The 19,180-nt window shown below is 57.6% G+C and carries 15 protein-coding genes and 1 tRNA gene; 4 read left to right on the top strand and 12 right to left on the bottom strand.

Going from position 1 to position 19,180, the window contains the following annotated elements; all coding sequences use genetic code 11:
- Positions 1-329: 329 nt before the first annotated feature.
- The 8 genes from HMPREF1986_RS02675 to HMPREF1986_RS02640 all read right to left on the bottom strand — a co-directional run bounded on the left by HMPREF1986_RS02675 (position 330) and on the right by HMPREF1986_RS02640 (position 11,176).
- Positions 330-896, bottom strand: coding sequence for an LPXTG cell wall anchor domain-containing protein (locus tag HMPREF1986_RS02675; RefSeq protein WP_021773209.1), 567 nt, complete (start codon positions 894-896; stop codon positions 330-332).
- Positions 897-1,255: 359 nt separating this feature from the next.
- A complete protein-coding gene (locus HMPREF1986_RS02670; protein ID WP_021773207.1) occupies positions 1,256-3,679 on the bottom strand; it encodes a glycosyltransferase family 2 protein in 2,424 nt (807 codons plus the stop codon).
- A 95-nt stretch (positions 3,680-3,774) separates the two neighbouring features.
- A complete protein-coding gene (locus tag HMPREF1986_RS02665) occupies positions 3,775-4,737 on the bottom strand; it encodes a glycosyltransferase family 2 protein (RefSeq protein ID WP_021773206.1) in 963 nt (320 codons plus the stop codon).
- A 48-nt stretch (positions 4,738-4,785) separates the two neighbouring features.
- Positions 4,786-5,937 carry an alcohol dehydrogenase catalytic domain-containing protein gene (locus tag HMPREF1986_RS02660; protein ID WP_021773205.1) on the bottom strand — a complete coding sequence of 384 codons (1,152 nt, stop codon included), beginning with the start codon at positions 5,935-5,937 and terminating at the stop codon, positions 4,786-4,788.
- Positions 5,934-7,187 (bottom strand): class I SAM-dependent methyltransferase, encoded by a 1,254-nt coding sequence (locus HMPREF1986_RS02655; protein ID WP_021773204.1) that lies wholly within the window; start codon positions 7,185-7,187, stop codon positions 5,934-5,936. Before HMPREF1986_RS02655 ends, HMPREF1986_RS02660 begins: the two co-directional genes overlap by 4 nt.
- Entirely contained in the window at positions 7,184-8,155 is a 972-nt protein-coding gene (locus tag HMPREF1986_RS02650; protein ID WP_021773203.1) for an NAD-dependent epimerase/dehydratase family protein, read from the bottom strand. The genes HMPREF1986_RS02655 and HMPREF1986_RS02650 overlap by 4 nt, the downstream gene beginning before the upstream one ends.
- A gap of 15 nt (positions 8,156-8,170) precedes the next feature.
- Positions 8,171-10,372 (bottom strand): thiamine pyrophosphate-binding protein, encoded by a 2,202-nt coding sequence (locus HMPREF1986_RS02645; protein WP_021773202.1) that lies wholly within the window; start codon positions 10,370-10,372, stop codon positions 8,171-8,173.
- 6 nt (positions 10,373-10,378) lie between these two features.
- Positions 10,379-11,176, bottom strand: coding sequence for a hypothetical protein (locus HMPREF1986_RS02640; RefSeq protein ID WP_021773201.1), 798 nt, complete (start codon positions 11,174-11,176; stop codon positions 10,379-10,381).
- A gap of 185 nt (positions 11,177-11,361) precedes the next feature.
- Between HMPREF1986_RS02640 and HMPREF1986_RS02635 the strand changes: the two genes are divergently transcribed.
- Positions 11,362-11,432: transfer RNA gene (locus HMPREF1986_RS02635), tRNA-Gly, on the top strand.
- A gap of 176 nt (positions 11,433-11,608) precedes the next feature.
- Here HMPREF1986_RS02635 and HMPREF1986_RS02630 read toward each other — a convergent pair.
- Positions 11,609-12,619 carry a carbohydrate kinase family protein gene (locus HMPREF1986_RS02630; RefSeq protein ID WP_330365115.1) on the bottom strand — a complete coding sequence of 337 codons (1,011 nt, stop codon included), beginning with the start codon at positions 12,617-12,619 and terminating at the stop codon, positions 11,609-11,611.
- 140 nt (positions 12,620-12,759) lie between these two features.
- The gene (locus tag HMPREF1986_RS02625; protein ID WP_021773199.1) at positions 12,760-14,091 is read right to left on the bottom strand and encodes an FMN-binding protein; all 1,332 of its coding nucleotides are present in this window, start codon (positions 14,089-14,091) and stop codon (positions 12,760-12,762) included.
- 390 nt (positions 14,092-14,481) lie between these two features.
- On the opposite strand from HMPREF1986_RS02625, the gene HMPREF1986_RS02620 reads away from it, so the two are divergent.
- From HMPREF1986_RS02620 to HMPREF1986_RS02610, 3 genes are all read left to right on the top strand, one after another.
- Positions 14,482-15,780: an L-cysteine desulfidase family protein gene (locus HMPREF1986_RS02620; RefSeq protein WP_021773198.1), complete on the top strand. Its 1,299-nt coding sequence runs from the start codon at positions 14,482-14,484 to the stop codon at positions 15,778-15,780.
- Between the two features lie 289 nt (positions 15,781-16,069).
- Positions 16,070-16,801, top strand: a complete 732-nt coding sequence (locus tag HMPREF1986_RS02615; RefSeq protein ID WP_009214109.1) for a gamma-glutamyl-gamma-aminobutyrate hydrolase family protein — start codon at positions 16,070-16,072, stop codon at positions 16,799-16,801.
- Between the two features lie 6 nt (positions 16,802-16,807).
- Positions 16,808-18,196, top strand: coding sequence for an APC family permease (locus HMPREF1986_RS02610; RefSeq protein WP_021773197.1), 1,389 nt, complete (start codon positions 16,808-16,810; stop codon positions 18,194-18,196).
- Positions 18,197-18,353: 157 nt separating this feature from the next.
- On the opposite strand, the gene relB is transcribed toward HMPREF1986_RS02610, so the two are convergent.
- The gene (relB, locus tag HMPREF1986_RS02600) at positions 18,354-18,581 is read right to left on the bottom strand and encodes a type II toxin-antitoxin system RelB family antitoxin (protein ID WP_036598971.1); all 228 of its coding nucleotides are present in this window, start codon (positions 18,579-18,581) and stop codon (positions 18,354-18,356) included.
- 109 nt (positions 18,582-18,690) lie between these two features.
- Positions 18,691-19,179: a YcxB family protein gene (locus HMPREF1986_RS02595; RefSeq protein ID WP_021773195.1), complete on the bottom strand. Its 489-nt coding sequence runs from the start codon at positions 19,177-19,179 to the stop codon at positions 18,691-18,693.
- Between the last annotated feature and the right edge of the window lies 1 nt (position 19,180).

Below are 19,180 nucleotides of genomic sequence, written 5' to 3'. Positions count from 1 at the left end.
GGCAGTCGGAGCGAGAGCGTCCTGCGTTGGGCAGACAAACGGCAGATCGATCTACTTTCATCCAAAACAGAGCTTTACCTGAGCAAAGCAAAGGCCCCGTCTTCCTTTGCGCTCACACGAAAAGGAGGACGGGGTCTCGCGTTACCAGGCCTATATTCATACTGCGCCGCAAAGTGCGGCATAGGCATTTACTTTATGGATTGCATACAGCTGACTCTGAAGGGAAGACCGATCCGCCGCTAGTACAAACAGGCACAGCATGGGACGGGAGTGCGCGGGTCTTCTTCCTCAAGAGCAGCTGCATGCCTGCTCCCGAAGGATAGCGATGTTTAGGCGTTCTCTCTCTTTTTCCGGAAGACAAAGGCTCCGGCGAGAGCGCTCATGGAAGCGGCAAGGCCTCCCAGATAGAGGAAGATATTGGACTCATCGCCCGTCTTCACACCACGGCCGCCCTTCCCCTTTCCCTTGGACGCCGCATCCACTGCCGCCTTTGCGCCAGCGGACTTCGCGGACGCGGGATCTCCCTTCTTCGCAGGATCCGCCTCAGCGCCCACAGGGGCCTGCTGATACTGCGCCGGGTTCTCCGGGCTCATATTCTGGCTGTTCTCCGTGTTCTGCCTTGCGGCGGTATCTACCCAGGCGTGACCCTTGGTCCCGGAGGAGGATCTGCCGCCGATCTCCGAATCCGTTGCGATATTGGACCCCGTGGCAGGTGCGGGAACCACATTCGAGGTCGCGATATAGCGGAGTGTCGTGGCCACCGGCGTCGCGGTGGACGAAACAGTATATATTGTGCCGACCGCCCCAATGCCGAGGAGGGATGCCGTCAGTGTAACAGCGATGGCGTTCTTCCGATTCAAAAGCTTCTTTGTATTCGTATTCTTCTCTCTCTTCATGATGCTCACCTCATACTCTGTCTGGAAGACCTCGGAAAAAGCGCGGACAAGTATTCCCTCTCATAAAGTGGCTTGGGATATGTCGTTCGGGCTTTCGCCCTCCCGGCTCCCCGGGTACCGTGCGAACCATGATCTCTGCGGGCCAGCCGCAAAAACCGTTCTCACAGATTCCCCGAAGCAGAATATTATGCCAAAAAGTGCTTTTTCTTAATCGTTTCTTAAAACACTGCGATTGTAGCGAATCTTTTCGCACTTGTCAAGGCCTGTAAGAAAAATGTCGGATTATCGTATTTCTTTCGACAGCAACGCCGAGCCATATGCCGATCTCTTTTCCAATGCTGAAGGATTTCGCATGCTCTCTATACGATATCCTTCAGGATCGGGAGGGGGAAGGGCTCTCCGGGTGCTTCCTTCTTAAGGTCCCTCAGGACGAAGTTCGACTTCCGGAGTGTGAGGGCCGGGTTATAATAGGGATCTCCCTGCCGCAGGATCTCCGGCCAGCGCTTCGCGAGCTTCACGATTTCAGAGTTAAAGCGCTTCACCTTCTCCGGCGTATCTTCCATGCCGCGGGACTTCGACTCATAGTGATAGAAGAGCGCGTAGGGATTATAGACGATCCGCTGCTTCAGAGCGCGGAGCTTTAAGCAGAAATCGACGTCGTTGAAGGCCACGGCGAGCTCCTCCGTGAGCCCCCCGACCTGTTCGAAGAGGCTTCGCTTTGTGAGGAGGACCGCCGCCGTCACCGCGGAATAATCCTGGACGCACTTCGCCCGGTGCATATAGGTATTTTCCTTATCGTGAATGCCGATGAAGGCCGCGCCGGCGATGCCCCCAAAGCCCATGACGACGCCGGCATGCTGGATGACATGGTCCGGGTAGAGAAGCCTGGCCCCGCAGGCTCCGATTCCGGGGAGCTGAACGAACTGCAGAAGCTCCCGCAGGGAATCCGGCTCGATGAGCTCGATATCGTTGTTCAGAAGAAGAAAATAGTCCCCTCTCGCCTCCCGGGCTCCGAAGTTGTTGATCGCGGAATAATTGAATTCCCGCTCCCAGCGGACGACACGGACGACAGGTCTTTGGAGCGCCTCCTCCTTCGAGACGAAGCAGTCCGGAAATTCGCGCGTGATTTCTTCATAATAAGAGAAGGTATCCTCCCGCTCCGAATTATTCTCCACGACGATGAATTCAAGATTCGAATAGCTCCCCCGGATGAGAGAACGGATCGCCTTGTCGAGATCCTCCCGGTGGTCCTTGTTCGGGATGATGACGGAGATCAGCGGCTCCGCTCCCTTCTCCGTCCTCTCGATCCGATATTTCAGATGATAAAAGCCGTAGGTGATCCCCTTCTCAGCGCTTAGGAGCGGCAGGCCGACTCTCGCGCAGTGGGCCTCGATCGCCCGTCTCCCCGCCTCAAAGGCATAGAGCTTCGCCTCCGGATTCGCCGCGGTGGAGAGCTGGTGAGAGCGCCAGTGGTAGAGCGCCTTTTTTATGTGAAAGATGTTCTCCGAGGTGAAAAGGGCCTCCGACAGCCGCTTTCTGTCCTCCGGCAGAAGGCCCCGCCTCTCCTCCTCCTGCTCCGCGATCTCATCTGCCCTCTCGCAGAGCCTCAGGATGAGATCGTAATCCTGCGCGCCGTCGTATTCCTTCCTCTCATAGATCCTCTCCCCTCTCTCGTTTTGCTCTGCGACGCTCTCCAAAAGCCCTCTCCCCACTACCAGGAGATGACAGATATAGTTTACCGAGCGGAGGAGCTCCGGATTATAGTCGGACTTGAAATGCGGCTCGAAGAGATAGGCGGACTCGAAGTCGATCTTGTCCTCATCGCTGTAGAGAAGCTTTAAGCCCGGATGCTCGTTGATCGCCTTTGCGCATTCATAGAGAGCGTCCGGCGAGAGCTCATCATCATGATCCATGAGAATGATAAATTCCCCCTCCGCCCCCATGCGGAGCGCGGCATTCGTGTTCTCCGCGATGCCGCGGTTCTCCGGAAGAATCTCATAGCGAAAGCGCGGGTCCTTCTCCGAAAACTCCCGAAGGACCTCTTTCGGAGTTTTTCCTCCCTCCTTTCCCCAGATCAGGCCCTCATAGGCCGAGGCATCCGCGGCGAGAAGCTCAAAATTCCCATAGCTTTGTCTTCGGACGGATTCCAGCATCCTCCTCAGAAATTTCTCCGGTGTCCGGTAGACCGGCACCGCGATGGAGAATTTCGGCTCATGCGGAAAATGCAGTCCTCTCTGCCTCTCGAGCTCCTCCTCGCTCACGCGGCAGCTTCGATACCACTCGTTGTAGTCATAGTCCTCTTCGATCCCCTTCAGTTTATGGACCGTCTTTTTAAAGAGGGCAAAGAATCCGTCCTTTCGAAACGTCTCCCGGACTGCCTCGAGCGTCTCCGGATTTAAAAGGGCGAGGAATCTCTCCCGTTTCCTGTGCGCATGGGAATTAAAGGCCTCCAAGCGTTTGTCATCGAGAAAAAAGCGGCGCCTCCTGCCGTCCACCTCGATCAGGAGGGTGCAGGAATCCCCGCTTCCAAAGGTATAGGGAAGCTCGATATCGAAGCCGAGCTCCCGGCGGATCGGATGCCCCGTCTCCTTTTCATAATCCGGGAAAAAGGCCTCCGCCACGGAATCCCTCCGCACCGAGGAGATGAGAACGCCCTCCGCGGCCTTCCCGTCCTTTCCCAGGACCTCATAGTGCACCCTTGTCTCCGGGTCTCTTCCGAAGGCCCAGCCCTGCAAATTGAGCTTTCCCTCCCGGACCAGCGCGATATCAAGCTTTGTTCTCATATCCTTCCCTCTCCCCGCGAAGCCATCCGCCCTCCGCGATACCCTCTCTGTCCCCCGCTCTTTGCCGGATCATGGGATCTTCCCGAAATGGGGCTTCAGTCGACACCCGAATACTTCGGGGCGTCGGGAAAATTGATTCTCTCCTCCTCCACCACCAATGGGCGCTTCATGACCCTTTGATTGATGGAGAGGATGTACTCTCCGAGAAGGCCGATAAAGAAGATCTGGACCGAGCCGAGAAAGAGCATGCCGATCAGCATGGGGGCCATGCCCGCCGGAAAGCGGTTCCACCAGATCAGCTTCATGACGAGGTAGAGCATGCCGATCAGCATGGAGAGTGCGCTGCAGACTCCTCCAAAGAATACGGCGATGCGGAGTCCGACCTTCGTATAGCTTGTGAAGCTCAGCATGGCGGCGTCGTAAAGTGTGTAGAAATTATTGTGCGTCGTCCCCGCCCGGCGCTTTGGCTGCGTATAGGGGATCTCCGTCCTCCGGTAGCCGAGCTCCGCGACGATGCCGCGGAGAAAGGGCGTGGGATCATCCAAAGAGCGCATCACCCTGATGAAGCTTTGGTCATAGAGCCCGAAGCCCGTGAACTGGCTGATCTGATCCACAGAGGACATCCGCTTTATGGCGCGGTAATAGATGCCGCGGAGCCAGTACATGAGTCTGGACTCCCGGGAGCGGATCTTTACGCCGATTACGATGCGGCTCCCCTCCTCCCAGGCATGGACAAAACGGGGGATCATCTCCACCGGGTCCTGGAAGTCCGCCGCCATTAAGATGGTGGCATCCCCGTCGGACTGCAGCATCGCATAGTAGGGGCTGTTGAACTGGCCGAAATTCTTCGCGTTGAAGATCGCCTTGATCTTCGGATCCTCCCTGCAAAGCTCCCGGATTCTGTCTCTCGTCCTGTCATGGGAGTCGTTGTCGATAAAGAGGAGCTCGTAGCAATAGTCCGAAAGCTCCGCCGAAAAGCAGTCCCTGAGGGCCTTTGCGAGCGGAAGCACATTTTCCTCCTCGTTGTAGCAGGGGATAACAATACTGATCTTTTTCAAATTCGCCTCGTTTCTGACAGCCTCCGAAGATGCGCCGCGCCTTGCTGCCTAAACCGAGATCGCAATCTTTATGGCGCGCCGCTCCTTCATATCATAAATGGCCTCCGCGGTCTTGTCGAGACCCTGATACTGCTTTGTGACAAAGCAGCCCGGATGGAGCCGCTCCGTTGTGAGGATATGGAGTATCCTCTCCAGATTCTCCCTCCCGCCCTTTGAGAGTGAGAAGCGGAGCGTCTTTCCCGCCATGCCCCGCCCGATGGAGAATTTCGGGATCTCCAGAGCATCGATCCCCCGGTGCTCCTCCTGCAATTTCTCCCTCCCGGGCTCTGCCCCAAAGTACATGACATTGGAGACGATTCCGGTCCCGTACTTCACCATATCCACCGCCATCGGGAAGGATTTCGCATCTCCCCCGCAGAGAAGCACGCTGTCCACTCCCCTGAGAGACGTCCTCTTCAGGATCTCGTTTACGACCGGAGAGCCCGTGGAATTGGCAAGCGGATGGAGTCCCTCCGGGAGAGCACTGACGCAGCTTTTATAGTCGATGAGCTCCACCTGGCAGTGCTCATCCGAGAAGCTCTTTGCGATCTCCGCATTCTCCCTTCGGGAGCCGACCGCGAAGATCCTTTTCGCTCCGTAATGCCTTGCGGCGAGAATCGCGGAAAGTCCGATCGCTCCGATCCCGAGGACCGCGATCTCCTGCCCCTTTCTAACCTCTCCCTCCTCCGCGGCGGTGAAGCCGGTCTGACAGACATCCACCGCCATGAGCGCATCCAAGAGATCCATCCCCTCGGGGATTCTCGCGAGATTCCGGTCCGCATAGGGGAGATAGAAGAGCTCCTGAAAGGCCCCGTCGATGGACTTTCCGAGCATATGGGCAGAGAAATTATATCCGGCGTGGGCATAGTTTTTAAAGACATCCGGCTGAGACCAGTCCGGCGTGACCGCGGAGACCGCGACCAGCTCTCCCGGGCGGAAGTCCCGGACCGCTCCTCCGACCTCTATGATCTCCGCGAGACATTCATGCCCCAGAGTGAGCTCCGGCTTCTTCGGGGAGCCCTGCCAGATCGTATGCACATCAGAGGTGCAGGGGGAGATGAGCTTCGGGCGAAGCAGCGCGCCGTGGGGGGATAGAAGCTTTGGCTCCGGCTTCTCCACATAGGCGATCTCCCCTCTCCCCCTGAGAACGAGCGCCCTCATACTTTTCCTCCCGGGTATTCCGTGATCGTTTTCGAGCGGAGCGCGAGGATCTTCACATTCTCCCCGAAGTCCCGCCGAATCAGTGCCGCGATCTCATCGGTATAGCCGGGGGCGGCGATCAGGATCTCATCCACCGGCTCGGAGAGGAAGTGGGACGGAGGAACGATCCGGATATGGGAGCCGGGGGCGTATCTCCCCTGCTTAAAGGGAGCGGAGTCTATGATATAGCGGATCCTTCCGCAAAGCTCTGTGCTGGAGGAAAGCGTAAAGCCCTGGTGACTTGCGCCCCAGAGCGCCATAGTCTTTCCCTCCCGGGAAAGCTCCGAGATATGCCGCTGTATCGTTTCCTTCAAAAGACTCTGATTCTCCTTTAAGCCCGTGATATCGACGGGAGATATCGCTGCGGGCTCTCCTCCGGGATAGGCTGTATCGGAAGAACGCACAATGATCTCTATCGTGTCCCGGTTTACGATCCTTTCGGAGAGCGTCTCAAAGCCCGCATCCCGGAAGAGCCTTTGCAGGCTTTCCTTTGTATAATATGCGATATGATCCCGGAGAAGCTCATAGTAGCCGTCATTTTCCAGGATATATTCAAAGCTTGGGACCGTGACAAGCCCAAGCCCCGAAGCTGTGAGATTCCTCCGGACCGCCCGGAGCATGGAGAGAGGATCCGGCTGATGCTCTAAGAAATTAAACTGGGTGAAGGCGTCAAAGGGAGCCTCCGGCAGGAGAACATCCCCTTCCAGAAAGCCCCTTCGGACAGAGAGCCCCTGCTCCCTCGCCACCTCCGAAAGCCTCTCGCTGTGCTCGATCCCGTAGAGCTTCAGGGAAGAAAGGAGAGAACGGAGCGCTCCCGTCTCCTCTCCCTCCTCTTCGAGGGGAAGCTCTCTCCACAGGGAGAGAAACTCTCCTCTCCCGCAGCCGACCTCGAGGAGCTTCGGTTCCCTGAGCCCCATCCTTTTGAGCTCCAGAAGGAGGCGGCGGTACTCCTCAAAGCGGAGACGGCGCATCGTACTGCTCCCTCCCCCGGCGCGGATCACATCCCTGTAATAGGGGACCGGCTCTGTATCAAACTGTACCAGTCCGCAGCGCCCGCACTGGCAGAGCCGGAGCGTGATGGCCTTCTCCCCGGAGAGCTCCTCCTCCCCCGGAAGATCCTGCGCGCTCGCGGGCATATCCTGAAAGTCCGCAAGCTTCCTCAGTGCCCCGCCGCAGGCGAGACAGCGCCTTTTCGTCTCCCCCTCCCTCATTTCCGTTCCTCCTCTGATAGAAGCTCCCCGATGCCCTGCCGAAGGCTGATCCTCTCCGAAAATCCCAGGGCACGGAGCGCCGCGGTGTCCGGCGCCATGCCGATATCCCCCTCTGCATTATTTCCTCTCTCTCCAAAGAGAAGATAGTCTCTCTCCGAAAGCCTCTCTCCGCCAGATCCTTCATTCAGGATCCGCCAGATCTCCTCGACATAGCTTCGGAGCGGGCGAGTGTCCCGGGACGCGATATCGTAGATCCCGGCCTCCGCCCTCTCTGACTCCGAGAGAAGCAAAAGAGCGGAGGAGAGATCCCGGACCTCCAGATAATTCCAGTCCTGCGTGCAGGGGGAAAGGCGGATGGCCTCCCTCCTTAAATGAGCGCGAATCAGGGCATTCACGAGACTTCCCTCGTGATCCCCGCTCCCATAAATCGAGTGGATCCGAAGGTGATAGAAGGCCGTCTCGGAGCTTTGCTCCATCCCCCAGCGCCCGAAGGCGAGCTTTGCCTTTCCGTATTCGCTCCTCGGCTCGGGCCTTTCGTGTCCCCCTCCTCCGTACTCCGCCTGAGAGCCCGCAAAGAGAAAGCGGGAGGCGTGAAGGCCCTCCGCGATCCGGAAGGCCTTCTTCGCATTCCGGATATTCCTCTCCTGAAGCTCCGGATCGGATCTCCCGGCAGAGCCCACGCCGTCCCAGCTGAAGTGCAAAAAGACAAGCTCCCCCGGCAGGCAGAGCCCCTCCTTCCCCTCTCCGCGAAGGGAGAAGCCGAAGATCTTCCGGCAGGATTCCGCCTCCGGGATGGAGTCGAAGTCCAGCTCCTGAACCAAGAGTCCGGACAGGGCGGAAGTCTTGAGCTTCTCCCTGTTTTTGCTTCCGGGGCGGACCAGTCCCACCACCCTGTGCTTTCTCTCGAGCAGAAGCTTCGCCGCATTTCTCCCCAGAAAGCTTGTGACCCCGCTGATCATAAAGAGCATTCCCTCTCTCCTCCCTCAGGAATCCGCCGTTTTTACAAGCATCAGCTTCGAAAGCTCCTCTTCCGGCAGGAAGGGGGCCATGTCCTCAAGCGGCGGACTGAGGAGCGAGCCGTCCGGGAGCTTTTTCGCGGAAGATTTCGGGAGAAACTGCTGGCTTCTGCTCACGATGATCTCGCAAAGAACCGGCCCCTCCATCGAGAGAAGAGCCCGAAGGCCCTCCCTGAGTCCGGAATTGTCCCGGATCCGGAGGAAGGGATAGCCGTAGGCTTTAGCGAGCTTCTCCAGGTCCGGAAAGCTCAGATCGCTTTTCCCGCCGAGTCCGGAATCCACGCCGATTCCGACGAGAGGCTCCCCGAAGAAGCTCCTCTGTGTCTGTCGGATCGAGTGATAGCCGCCGTTATTGATCACAAAAATCTTGATCGGAAGGCGGTGGTGGATGATGGTCTGAAGCTCCTGGAGATTCATCTGAATAGAGCCGTCCCCGGTGAGAAGCAGGATATCCCGTTTCCCGTAGTCCGGATACTGCTCCTTCCTCCCCTTCCAATAGGGGTTTTTCAAGGCGTTCTCCCGCCACTTCTCCGCATCCTCCCCGTGGCTGGCCGCACAGGCTCCGATCGCAGCCGGGAGGCCGTAGCCCATGGACGCGACTCCGTCCTGACTGATGAATCTCCCGTCCCTTTTCACAAGCCAGGCCTGCCCCCCCGCGACGCAGGGGCTGCCGTTTCCGACGACTGTGATCTGTCCCTCCTCGCTGAGCTCTGACAGGATCTTCACAAGCGCATAGACATTCGCGCCCTCCCCGTCCTCTCCCTCTGTCCTTAGGTATTCCGGAAGGACAGTCGGATAGTTCTCCCGGTAAAAGGCCGTGGTCTCCAGCCAGTCGAGTCTTTCACTCTCTCTCCCCGATGCGATTCTCTCCGCGCTATCTGTGTGGGAGAGCATGAGCGCGTCTTTTCGCAAAATCCCCTCGCCCCCCGAAAAGAGCCGCTTCAGCTTCCGCCTGTCAAGCTCCGATAAAAGGGCCCGGATCAGATCTCCCGCGTCGGAGCGGATTCGGAAATCGACGTGGAGCGAGGGCTTCCAAAGCTCCTCCCCGTCGATATCGCAGAGCATCACATAGGCCTCTCTCGCCCAGCTTTGAAAGCGATAGCCGACCTGCCGGATATTCAGGCGGGAGCCGATGCTCAGGATACAGTCCGCATTCTGCACGCAGAGATTCCCCGGACGGTCTCCCCTCCCCCCGGGTCGGCCTGCATAGAGCGGGTCCTCCGTCGGGATGATATCCGGCGCATTCCAGCCGACGACAACGGGAATTTGAAGGCGATCCTTCAGCTTCAGGAAGTCGGCCTCCGCCCCGGCGATCCGGATGCCGTTTCCCGTGTAGAAGACCGGTCTCCTGCTCTCCCTCAGCTTATCCAGGATATGGGATGCCGCTTCTCTCAGCTCCTCTCCGGGAGGGATCGGAAGCTCCTCCCGCGCTGCCCCCCGGTCCTCCGGAAGGCGCTGCGGATTTTCGAGGGCAGAGAGGCCGCGGAGCAGTTCTTCCCTCTCCTCCTCCGACGCAAAGTATCTCTGCATCGAGGACGCCGTCTCCGGGTGAGGATGCCGCTTCCCTTCCGCATTCCCCCAGCCGTCCTCTCCGCGCTCATAGCTCTCCCGGCAAAAGCCCCGGAGCTCCTCCGTCTCGATATAGCAGCCCTGTACATCCACCGGGATATCCAGCCAGCAGGGGCCGGGCCGTCCGGTCTGCGAGAGATAGATGCACTTTTCCAGGGCATACCGCACCCGGTAGGGGTCCAGCAAAAGCTCTGCATACTTCGTCATGCAGGAGACCGCCCTTGTGATCTCAAACTCCTGGTCCCCCATCGCGCGGAGCCTGCGTCCGCTCCAATGCGCCGTATTGTCCCTTCGGACCTGTCCGCTGATGACGAGCATCGGGATGGAGTCCAGCCAGGCGCCGAGCACGCCGGTGATCGCATTCGTCCCCCCGGGGCCGGAGGTCACACATACGAGCGCCGGACGATTGTAGATCCTCGCATAGCTCTCCGCCGCCATGGCGCAGGCCTGTTCATGGTGCTGATAGAGCGTATGCATCCCCCTCTGATGCCCGAAGGCATCATTTAAGTGCATCGCGCCGCCGCCGGTCACGCTGAAGTTCTGCGTGATCCCATTTGCGACGAGTGTCTCCGAAATGTAGTCCGCCAATCTCTGTCTCATGCTCTCCTATCTCCCGAAAAATTCCGCCCAGTCATCCACAAATTTCCTGTTTCTCTCATTTTCCCGGAGGACGAGCTCCTCCGGGGCCTCCGGCTCCGGCTCACCGCAGATGTCCACAGAGAGGATCGGAAGAGCAGAGGCAAGAATCCAGGAGAGGCTCCGCGCGTACTCCTCCAAGCGAATGCCGCTCTCCTCGCCCTGAAAAAGCCTCTTGTCGATCGAGAGGCAGAGGGGAAGCGACAGCAGCTGAAGAAGCGAGGGGATATGGCTCTCCGCCCTTCCATTTCTCAGATCCTCATCCGTGAAGCAATAGAGGCTTGTGGAGAGAATCGGATCCCGGAGCTCCGGAGAGGGCCGGTACTCTCTCCCGAGGCTCATAAGCTCATCATTGATCCTCGCCCGCTTCTCCGCACTCGGTCCGAGGAGAAGTATCCCCCGGCAGTGCGGCATCCTCAGCATGATCTCCCGGATCCAGGAGGCGTGGCTTATCCCCTTTTGCTCCGTCCGCCGAAGATCTGCGTCGTAGTCATAGATGACGAGGAGAAAATCCTCCTCCCGCTGCTCCAGCCAGAAACGACTCATATAATGATAATCCGAAAGATCCAGAAAATGAAGAGGAGCGCTTAAAAGCTCCGGGCGCAAAAGCTCGGCTCTTAAAAAGGCTTCCTCCTCCGGAGCGCGGATCCCTCCCCTTTGGAAGCGGTCCCGGAGGGAAAGAAGGAGAGCGCCCTCCCTTTCCCTCCAGAAGCTCTCCCTCTCATAGATTCCGGACAGATCCATGACGACAAAGGACAGCTTTTTCATCTCCTCTTCCCTTCCTCTCCTGAAAAATTCCTGTTTCCCGAAAAAGGAAGCGCCGCTTTTCCCGACGCCTCCCGCGATCTTCTCACTGTTTTTCTATCATAACACGAATCCCCCTATAAATAAAATGATTCAAAGCAGAAAGCGCTTGCAAAACTCCGATCGAAATGCTAGGATAGAGGGGTCCTGCGGATATAGTACATCGGTAGTACCCTAGCTTCCCAAGCTAGTGAGGCGGGTTCGACTCCCGTTATCCGCTCTCGTTAAAAGAAGCTCGGAGCAGCTGCTCCGGGCTTCTTTTCTTCTTATCTTTCCGTCCTCCCGGCTATTTCCCGGGCCAAGGGGAGCCTTCGCCTCCAAAAGACGGAGGGAAGGCTCAGAAACTCTGCCATTTGGCTGCCGCAGGGCCTTCCTTCCAAAGGGCAGCGAAAAATCTCAGGAACTCCGCAATCCGGCGGGAAGCCCCAGCTCCTCCGGCAGAAAGCGCGGAGATACGTTCTCCTTCGTGCAGATGACAGAGGCCGCGAGGCGGCTCCCGATCTCACAGGCCTCGCAGAGCCCCTTCCCATAGGTCAGTCCGATGGCGACCCCGGCAAAGAAAGCATCCCCCGCCCCCGTCGTATCGATGACATGCACCCTTTTCGACGGGCAGCGGCCGGAGGCTCCGCTCTGCTCCGCATAGACAGCCCCTCTCTCCCCCATGGTGACGATCATCCTCGGGATCTTCGCAAGCTGCACCTTTTCCAAAAGCTCCTTCTCCAGCTCCTCCGGGGAGCGGCCTTCATAATTCTCGGAAAAGAGGAGCCCCGCCTCCTGCTCATTGCAGACGATGCAGTCGGTCCGCTTCAGAAGATCCCGCCTCTCCATCGCGATGGACATATTGGAGACCACCGCATAGATCTTCTTCCGATACTTCTCGGAAAGCGAAAAGATCTGCTTCAGGATCGCGGAGTCCATATCGATCTCCAGGACGACGCTGTCCGCCCGGGAGATGATCTCCTCCCCGTGCTCTTTCAGAATATCGGAGATTTCAGAAAGATCCGGCCTCCCGGAGATCGAGGCCACGACATCCCCCTCGTTGTTGAAGACTGCGAGCCAGGTCCCGAGCCCGCCCTCGACTCTCCGGATGTAATCGGTGTTCACCCGATGGCGCTGGAGCTTCCGGATCACATCCGTCCCCATGCCCCCCTCATCCACAATGCTGATAAAGGTCGGCCGAAGCTCCACATTCGCAATGTCCTCCACCACGTTCCGGCTCACGCCCCCGTGCACCTGTATGACGCGGCCCGCATTTTTGCCTCCGGGGATGTACTGCGAAAGCGGATAGCCCTTCACATCCACAAAGACCGCTCCGAAGACCACGATTCCCAGCCCTTCGCCGCGGCTTTTCGCATCCGTCCTCTCCCCCTCTCCCTCAGAGTCTCTCTGCCTCGTTTTCTCCTCCATCCCCTCTTGCCTCTTTTCTCGATCCATTTCCCCGGCGTGGAACGCTCTTCCTCCGGCTGCCCTGTCCTTTGATCTCTGTCCTATAAATCCGAATCCCTTCGGACCGGGCTCTCCGGAGGATGCCTTCGGATATCGGATTCTCAGGACTCCGCCGCCTCTTCGATGAGCTTGAGATAATTCGCGCTGTCCTTCAGCGTCGCTCCGCTCACGGCATCTGCCTTCTCCTCTCCGGCCATACTGTCGATCTCCGTGACCGTCTTTCCGTCCGCCGCCTTCTGGATCGCATCATAGCCCTCGTCGATCCTCTTCGTGGCCTGGGCCTTTTCCTTCATCAGGCCGCTGTAATACTCCGCATTCACTCTCTTCGAGGCGAGAACCTGTCCCTCCGCGTAGTTTTCTCCCAGCTTCTTGTCACTGTTCGGCACGCCGCTCGCCGAATCCTTCGGCATGAACTGCAGTTCATCCAGGTAGCTCAGGACAACCTTATCCCCGTCCGTCAGCACGGCCGCTGTGGAGAAGCACTTATCGCCGTGAGCCGCTCCGAGCATAAATTTCAGCTTCAGTCCGCTCGGATCCCCTTCGAAGCTCACGCCCGGATTTCCCTTCGCATTCTTCGCGGCTTCAACGATTGCGGCGAGGTACTTCGCCGTGTCCTTCAGCGTCGCTCCGCTCACAGCGTCCACCGCATTGTCCTCCGAAGAGAGCTTCTCCAGCTCTTCGATCGTCTTTCCCGCCGCAAAGCTCTGGATCGCATCGTAGCCTCCGGAGATCGTCCCGGTGGCCTGCGCCTTCTCCTTCATGAGACCGCTGTAATAATCGCTGTTCTCCCGCTTTGAGGCGAGCACGACATCTCCGGTATAGCCCTCCGCGAGGCCGCCGTCCGCATTCGGCACTCCCTTCGCGCTCTCCTTCGGAAGGAACTGGTACTCATCAACATAAGCTGCCAGCACGGTATCGCCCTTTACAACAGCGACGGCCTGGGCGAAGCTCTTCTCCCCGTGCGCTGACGCGTAGGCCTCACCGATCCGGAGCTCTCCTCCCGCTTCCTCCGCCTTGCTCTCGGAGGAAGCGGAGGATTCCTTTTTTTCCTCCGCCTTTGTCTCAGCGGGGGAGCTCTCAGGCGAAGCTTCACCGAGCGCCTGCTTCACTGCCTCCTTTACCGCATTGCTCGTCACAGTGGCGCCGCTCACGCCGTCAATGTCCGCGCCGTTTGCCTTTACGATCTGCTCCTGCAGCTTCGGGATCGCCGCCTTTCCGACATTATCTGTCTCGTTCGCTCCCTCTATCTTCGCCTCGATGATCTTCCCGTCCTTCTTCGTGAGCGTCACCGTCACATCTCCTCCGAAGCCCTTCGCGCTCCCGCTAAGGCTCGCGGAATCTCCCGCCGCTTTGCTCTCCGTCTTTCCGCCGCCGCAGGCAGCGAGTGAAAATCCCATCGCCCCCAGGATAAGTCCTGTCAAAACTCTCTTCATAAAAAATCCTCCCTGAACTTCTATGCCGAAATTACCGGCGCCGCGATGATAAGCCCCACATATTTGTATGACTCGGCCCCGCCTTGCCGCCTTGTCTTCTGCCGCCGGGCGAGAACTTACGGCGCAAGCTAATCATATACAGGGGCCAACTCGCTGTCAATAAAAAAGAAGGATTTATTATCGTTTTATAAGTCACAGCTAACTTTCTCCGCTGACAAAAAAATACGAAAAATCCATAAAAGTCTATGCAGATTTTTCTCTCTCTGTGGTATTCTAGAAAGGTATCGGCGAAGCTCCGCTTTCCTGTCTTCTCCGGAGGAGGCGTGCGGGCCCTTCGGTCCGCTTTTGCATTTTTCGATACGTTTCAAAGTAATAAAGAAGGAGATTTCAATGGACAAAGCTTTAATGGACAACTATACGGAGATTCTTCGTGGCGAGCTGATCCCCGCGATGGGCTGCACAGAACCGATCGCGATCGCCTTCGCCGCCGCGGCCGCGGGAAAGCTCCTCGGCGAGGAGGCCGAGCACATGGTGATCAGCTGCTCCGGCAACATGATCAAGAATGTAAAGGCGGTCACGGTGCCAAATTCCGGAGGGCAGAAGGGGATCCCGGCCGCGGCGATTCTCGGTCTGGTCGGCGGGGATCCGGACAAGAAGCTCGAGGTCATCACCGAGGTCACGGAGGAGGCGCGGGAAAGGACGAGAAAGCTCGCGAAAGAGGGCTTTTGCGAGGTAAAATTCGCGGAAAATGTCCCGAACCTCTACATTTCCGCCATCGTCCGGGGAAAAGAGCACAGCGCGGAGATCCGGATCGAGAACAGCCACACAAATATCAGCCTCATGGAGAGGGACGGAGAAGTCCTCTTTCAGGAAGGGGAACAGCCAAAGGACGACACTCCGATCCCCATCGGGGATAAAAGCCTCATGGATCTCCAGGGCATCCTCGAATATGCGGACAGCGTCGATCTCTCCGAGGTCAGGGAGCTTTTACAGCGGCAGATCGACATGAACTATGCGATCTCCCAGGAGGGACTGGACAATGTATGGGGCGCCTGCGTCGGAAAGACAATCCTCGAGGCCTTCGGGCACGATGTGAAAAGCTGCGCCTGCGCAAGGGCAGCGGCGGGCTCCGATGCCAGGATGAGCGGCTGCCCTCTGCCGGTCGTCATCAATTCCGGAAGCGGCAATCAGGGTATCACGGTGAGCATGCCGATCGTCGAATACGCGAAGGTCCTCGAGGTCTTGGAGCAAAAGCGCTTCCGCGCGCTCATCATCAGCAACCTGGTTTCCATCTATATCAAGCACTTCATCGGGGCGCTCTCCGCCTTCTGCGGAGCGGTCAGCGCCTCCTGCGGGGCCGGGGCCGGCATCACCTATCTCTCCGGCGGAGACTACCCGAGGATCTCGAAGACGATCACCAATACTCTCGCAAATGTGGGCGGTATCGTCTGCGACGGCGCAAAGCCGAGCTGCGCGGCAAAGGTCGCGTCCTCCCTCCATGCGGCGATCCTCGCGCATCACATGAGCATGAACGATAAATCCTTTGCCGCCGGTGAGGGGATCGTGGAGGACGACGTGGAGGAGACCATCCGCAACATGGGTTATATCGGAAAGGTCGGCATGCGCCCCACAGACCGGGAGATTCTGAACGTCATGACGGATCAGGTCGATGTGAAAAGCTGCCTGTAAATACCGTATAAGGTCCCGCCGGGCGCCGGAACAGCTGCCGTTTACAAAGCAGGTTCCGCCATCCGGCAGGATAAGAGAATGAAGCCGCGGCGCTGCCGCCTTTTCCGCCCTTGTCCAAGCGGAGGGGACTCCGGCGTTCCGCACGCTTTTTCGGCATCACGCCCGTTGGCATGTAATTTTTTCGATTGAATCCGTGTTATCCTAACTTTTAACTTTATATTCTTCTCTATGGGCCGCTGTCGGAAGGCAGCTGACAGAAGACGGAAGAAGAAATCAGGAAGGGGAATTTATGAAAAAAAGAGCAGTGATTGGAATTTCCACAGGACTCCTTGTGGACAGCGGGGGGATCTTTCCCGGCTATCACAGGATCTATGTGAACCGGGATTATGTCGACTCCGTGCTGGCATCCGGGGGCGTCCCCCTGATGCTTCCGATGAGCGATGATCAGGAGGCCCTTGAGAAGGCCCTGTCCCTTATAGACGGACTGATCCTCTCCGGAGGCCACGATGTCTCCCCGATAAACTACGGGGAGGAGCCGCATCAAAAGCTCGGGGAGATCTGCCCGGAGAGAGACCGCTACGACTATTTCCTCTATCGAAAGGCAAAGGAAAGGGGAATCCCCATCCTCGGCATCTGCCGCGGCATCCAGGTGATCAATACCTGTGAGGGAGGGACCCTCTATCAGGATCTCTCCGAGAAGTCGGGGGATGTCTACAAGCATATGCAGGGGCACAGCCCGAAGACAGCTACCCACTCCGTGGGAATCGCCAAGGATTCCCGGCTGCAAAAGATCCTTGGAAAGGAAGAGCTCCGCGTGAACTCCTTCCACCACCAGATCTTAAAGGACATCGCGGCAGACTTCGATGTGAGCGCGAGAGCAAAGGACGGTGTCGTCGAAGCGATCGAGCATAGGAGCGCGGACTTCATCATCGGCGTGCAGTGGCACCCGGAAATGCGCTCCATGGTCGACCCCGATATGAAGAAGCTCTTTCAGGCTCTGGTCACGGAAGCGGGGAGGTAAGATATCATGGCTGAAAAAAAGAAAATCGGATTTTGGTCCATCGTCCTTCTCACGATCAATGCGATCATCGGGACAGGCATCTTCCTCTCCCCGGGCGGCGTCGCAAAGCTCTCGGGAAGTCTCGCCCCCTTCATCTACGTCTGCGCGGCGGTCTTTGCCGCCGTCCTGGCCCTAAGCTTTGCCTCCGCCTCCCGCTACGTCGTAAAGAACGGAGCGGCCTACGCTTACTGTGAGGCGGCCTTCGGCGAAAATGCGGGACTCTATGTCGGAATCACGAGATTCGTCGCGGCGAGCATCGCCTGGGGCGTCATGGCGACCGGTGTCGTGAAGACCGCCCTCCAGATTCTCGGACAGGACAGCTCGGACAAGGGAAAAATCACCCTCGGCTTCCTCCTCCTGATGACGATTCTCCTCGTGATCAATCTGGTCGGGACGAGGGTCCTCACCTTCGTCTCCAATCTCTCCACGATCGGAAAGCTCTCCGCCCTCGCCATCACGATCCTCGCGGGCTTCTATATCCTGTTCACGACCCATGTCAACCGCATCCTGGAGGTCGATCAGCTCCTGAATGACGCGGGAGAAAAGCTGGTGCCTCCGCTCACGAGCGGCGGATTCGTGACAGCCGTCATCGCCGCCTTCTACGCCTTCACAGGCTTTGAGAGTGTGGCGAGCGGGGCGAGCGATATGGAGGAGCCGGAGAAGAATCTTCCGAAGGCCCTTCCTCTTGCGATCAGCATCATCGCCCTCATCTACTTCGGCATCGTCTTCGTCTCCATGATGATCGATCCCGTGGCAATGGTGAGCTCAAAGGATGTCGTCGTGCTCGCTGCGGTCTTCCAGAATCCCCTGATCAAAAACATCATCATCCTGGGCGCTCTGGTCTCCATGTTCGGCATCAATGTCGCGGCCTCCTTCCTGACGCCGCGTGTCATCGAGGCGATGGCAAATGACGGCCAGGTCCCGAAGCTCTTCGCAAAACGGACCGGGCGCGATCTCCCGCTCCCGGCCTTCCTTCTGACGGTGCTTCTCGCCATCGTGATTCCGATGGCTTTTAATTACGATATGAGAGGCATTATGATCATAAGCTCGATCTCCCGCTTTGTGCAGTTCGTGCTGGTGCCGCTCGCGGTCATTACCTTCTACTACGGAAAGAACCGAAAGCCGATCATCGACAATCCGAAGAAAAACTTCATTCTGGATGTCCCCGTCTCCCTTCTCTCCCTCGTGCTCACCCTGCTGCTCCTCGCAAAATTCAAGTGGGCTGCGCAGTTCTCCGTCACAGTGGACGGAGTGACAAAGCCGAACCTCTATGCGATTTTCGCCATGATCCTCGGCTATATCGTGCTGCCGATCCTCGTCTACCTCTATCGAAGCAGCAAAAAGAAAGCGTCATAGACCGAGGGAAATGACCGCCATTCGCTGTATCAGTCCCTCTCAGATAAGGAAACAGCCGCCTGTAAGGCGGCTGTTTCCTTATCTGTCATGTATCATTTTCTGCGTGTACTTATCTAGCTTCCTGAATTCCTTCTTGAAACGTTCCGACAGCAGGACTTTATACTTCTGCATCCAACTCCCTCCAAAAATCGGCCGCGGGAGTAGCTTTGCATCCGCTGTCTATATAGTCTTTGTAGGCCTCCTCAGCTGCTGTGAGATCATATTCATCCTCTATACGCTCAAATAAAGCTCTCTTAAAAGCTTCCCCCAAGGAGACTGCATGAAGTTTTGCATAGCTCTCCGCAAGTGCTTTTTCTTCGTCTGTCAATCTGATGGAAAATGCCATATTATCATCCCCTCCCTTTTGCAGTACATTGTACTGCCGCCGGGCCGATCTGTCTATATCAAGCCTCTTATAAAGGGTAAGAGCGGCCGCAGCCTCAAAGCCCGAGCACTCAGCGTCTCCTCTTTCTCGCATGTTGCATCGCCTGAAGGGAGAAACGGTAGAACTCCTCCTTCTTTCCCTTCAGGGCGCAGTCCGGGATCACGATCCCCCGCTTTTCATCGAGGTAGAGGATGAGCTGCCACGGCCCCTTCTCGACTCCTTTGATCTGAGACCAGTTGTACTCCTGCTTTTCCCCCCTGTGCTTCAGGTAGAGATTTCTCTCGCTCACAAGGAGCTCGACTTCTCCCCAGAGCTTCCTCAGCTGGAGCTTTAAGCGGATCGCGAGGATTATCGGCTGAAAGAGAGGGAAATAAAGGGCCGCAAGGACTGCCAGAATGCGGATCAGGGGATGACGCCCCGCGGGAGAGGAAAGGGCGAGCGCTCCCGTCGCGGCCGCGAAGGTCATATTGATGATCCCCAGATAGGAATGATAGGTCTTGTAGAGCGTGAGAGCCAGGAGATTTCGCACTGTATTTCGGAAAAGAAAGCGATACCTCATA

The sequence above is a fragment of the Oribacterium sp. oral taxon 078 str. F0263 genome (assembly GCF_000469565.1).
Classification (GTDB): Bacteria; Bacillota; Clostridia; order Lachnospirales; family Lachnospiraceae; genus Oribacterium.
The sequence above is the reverse complement of the archived record's forward strand: the minus strand, read 5'-3'. Positions and strand labels throughout refer to the sequence as shown.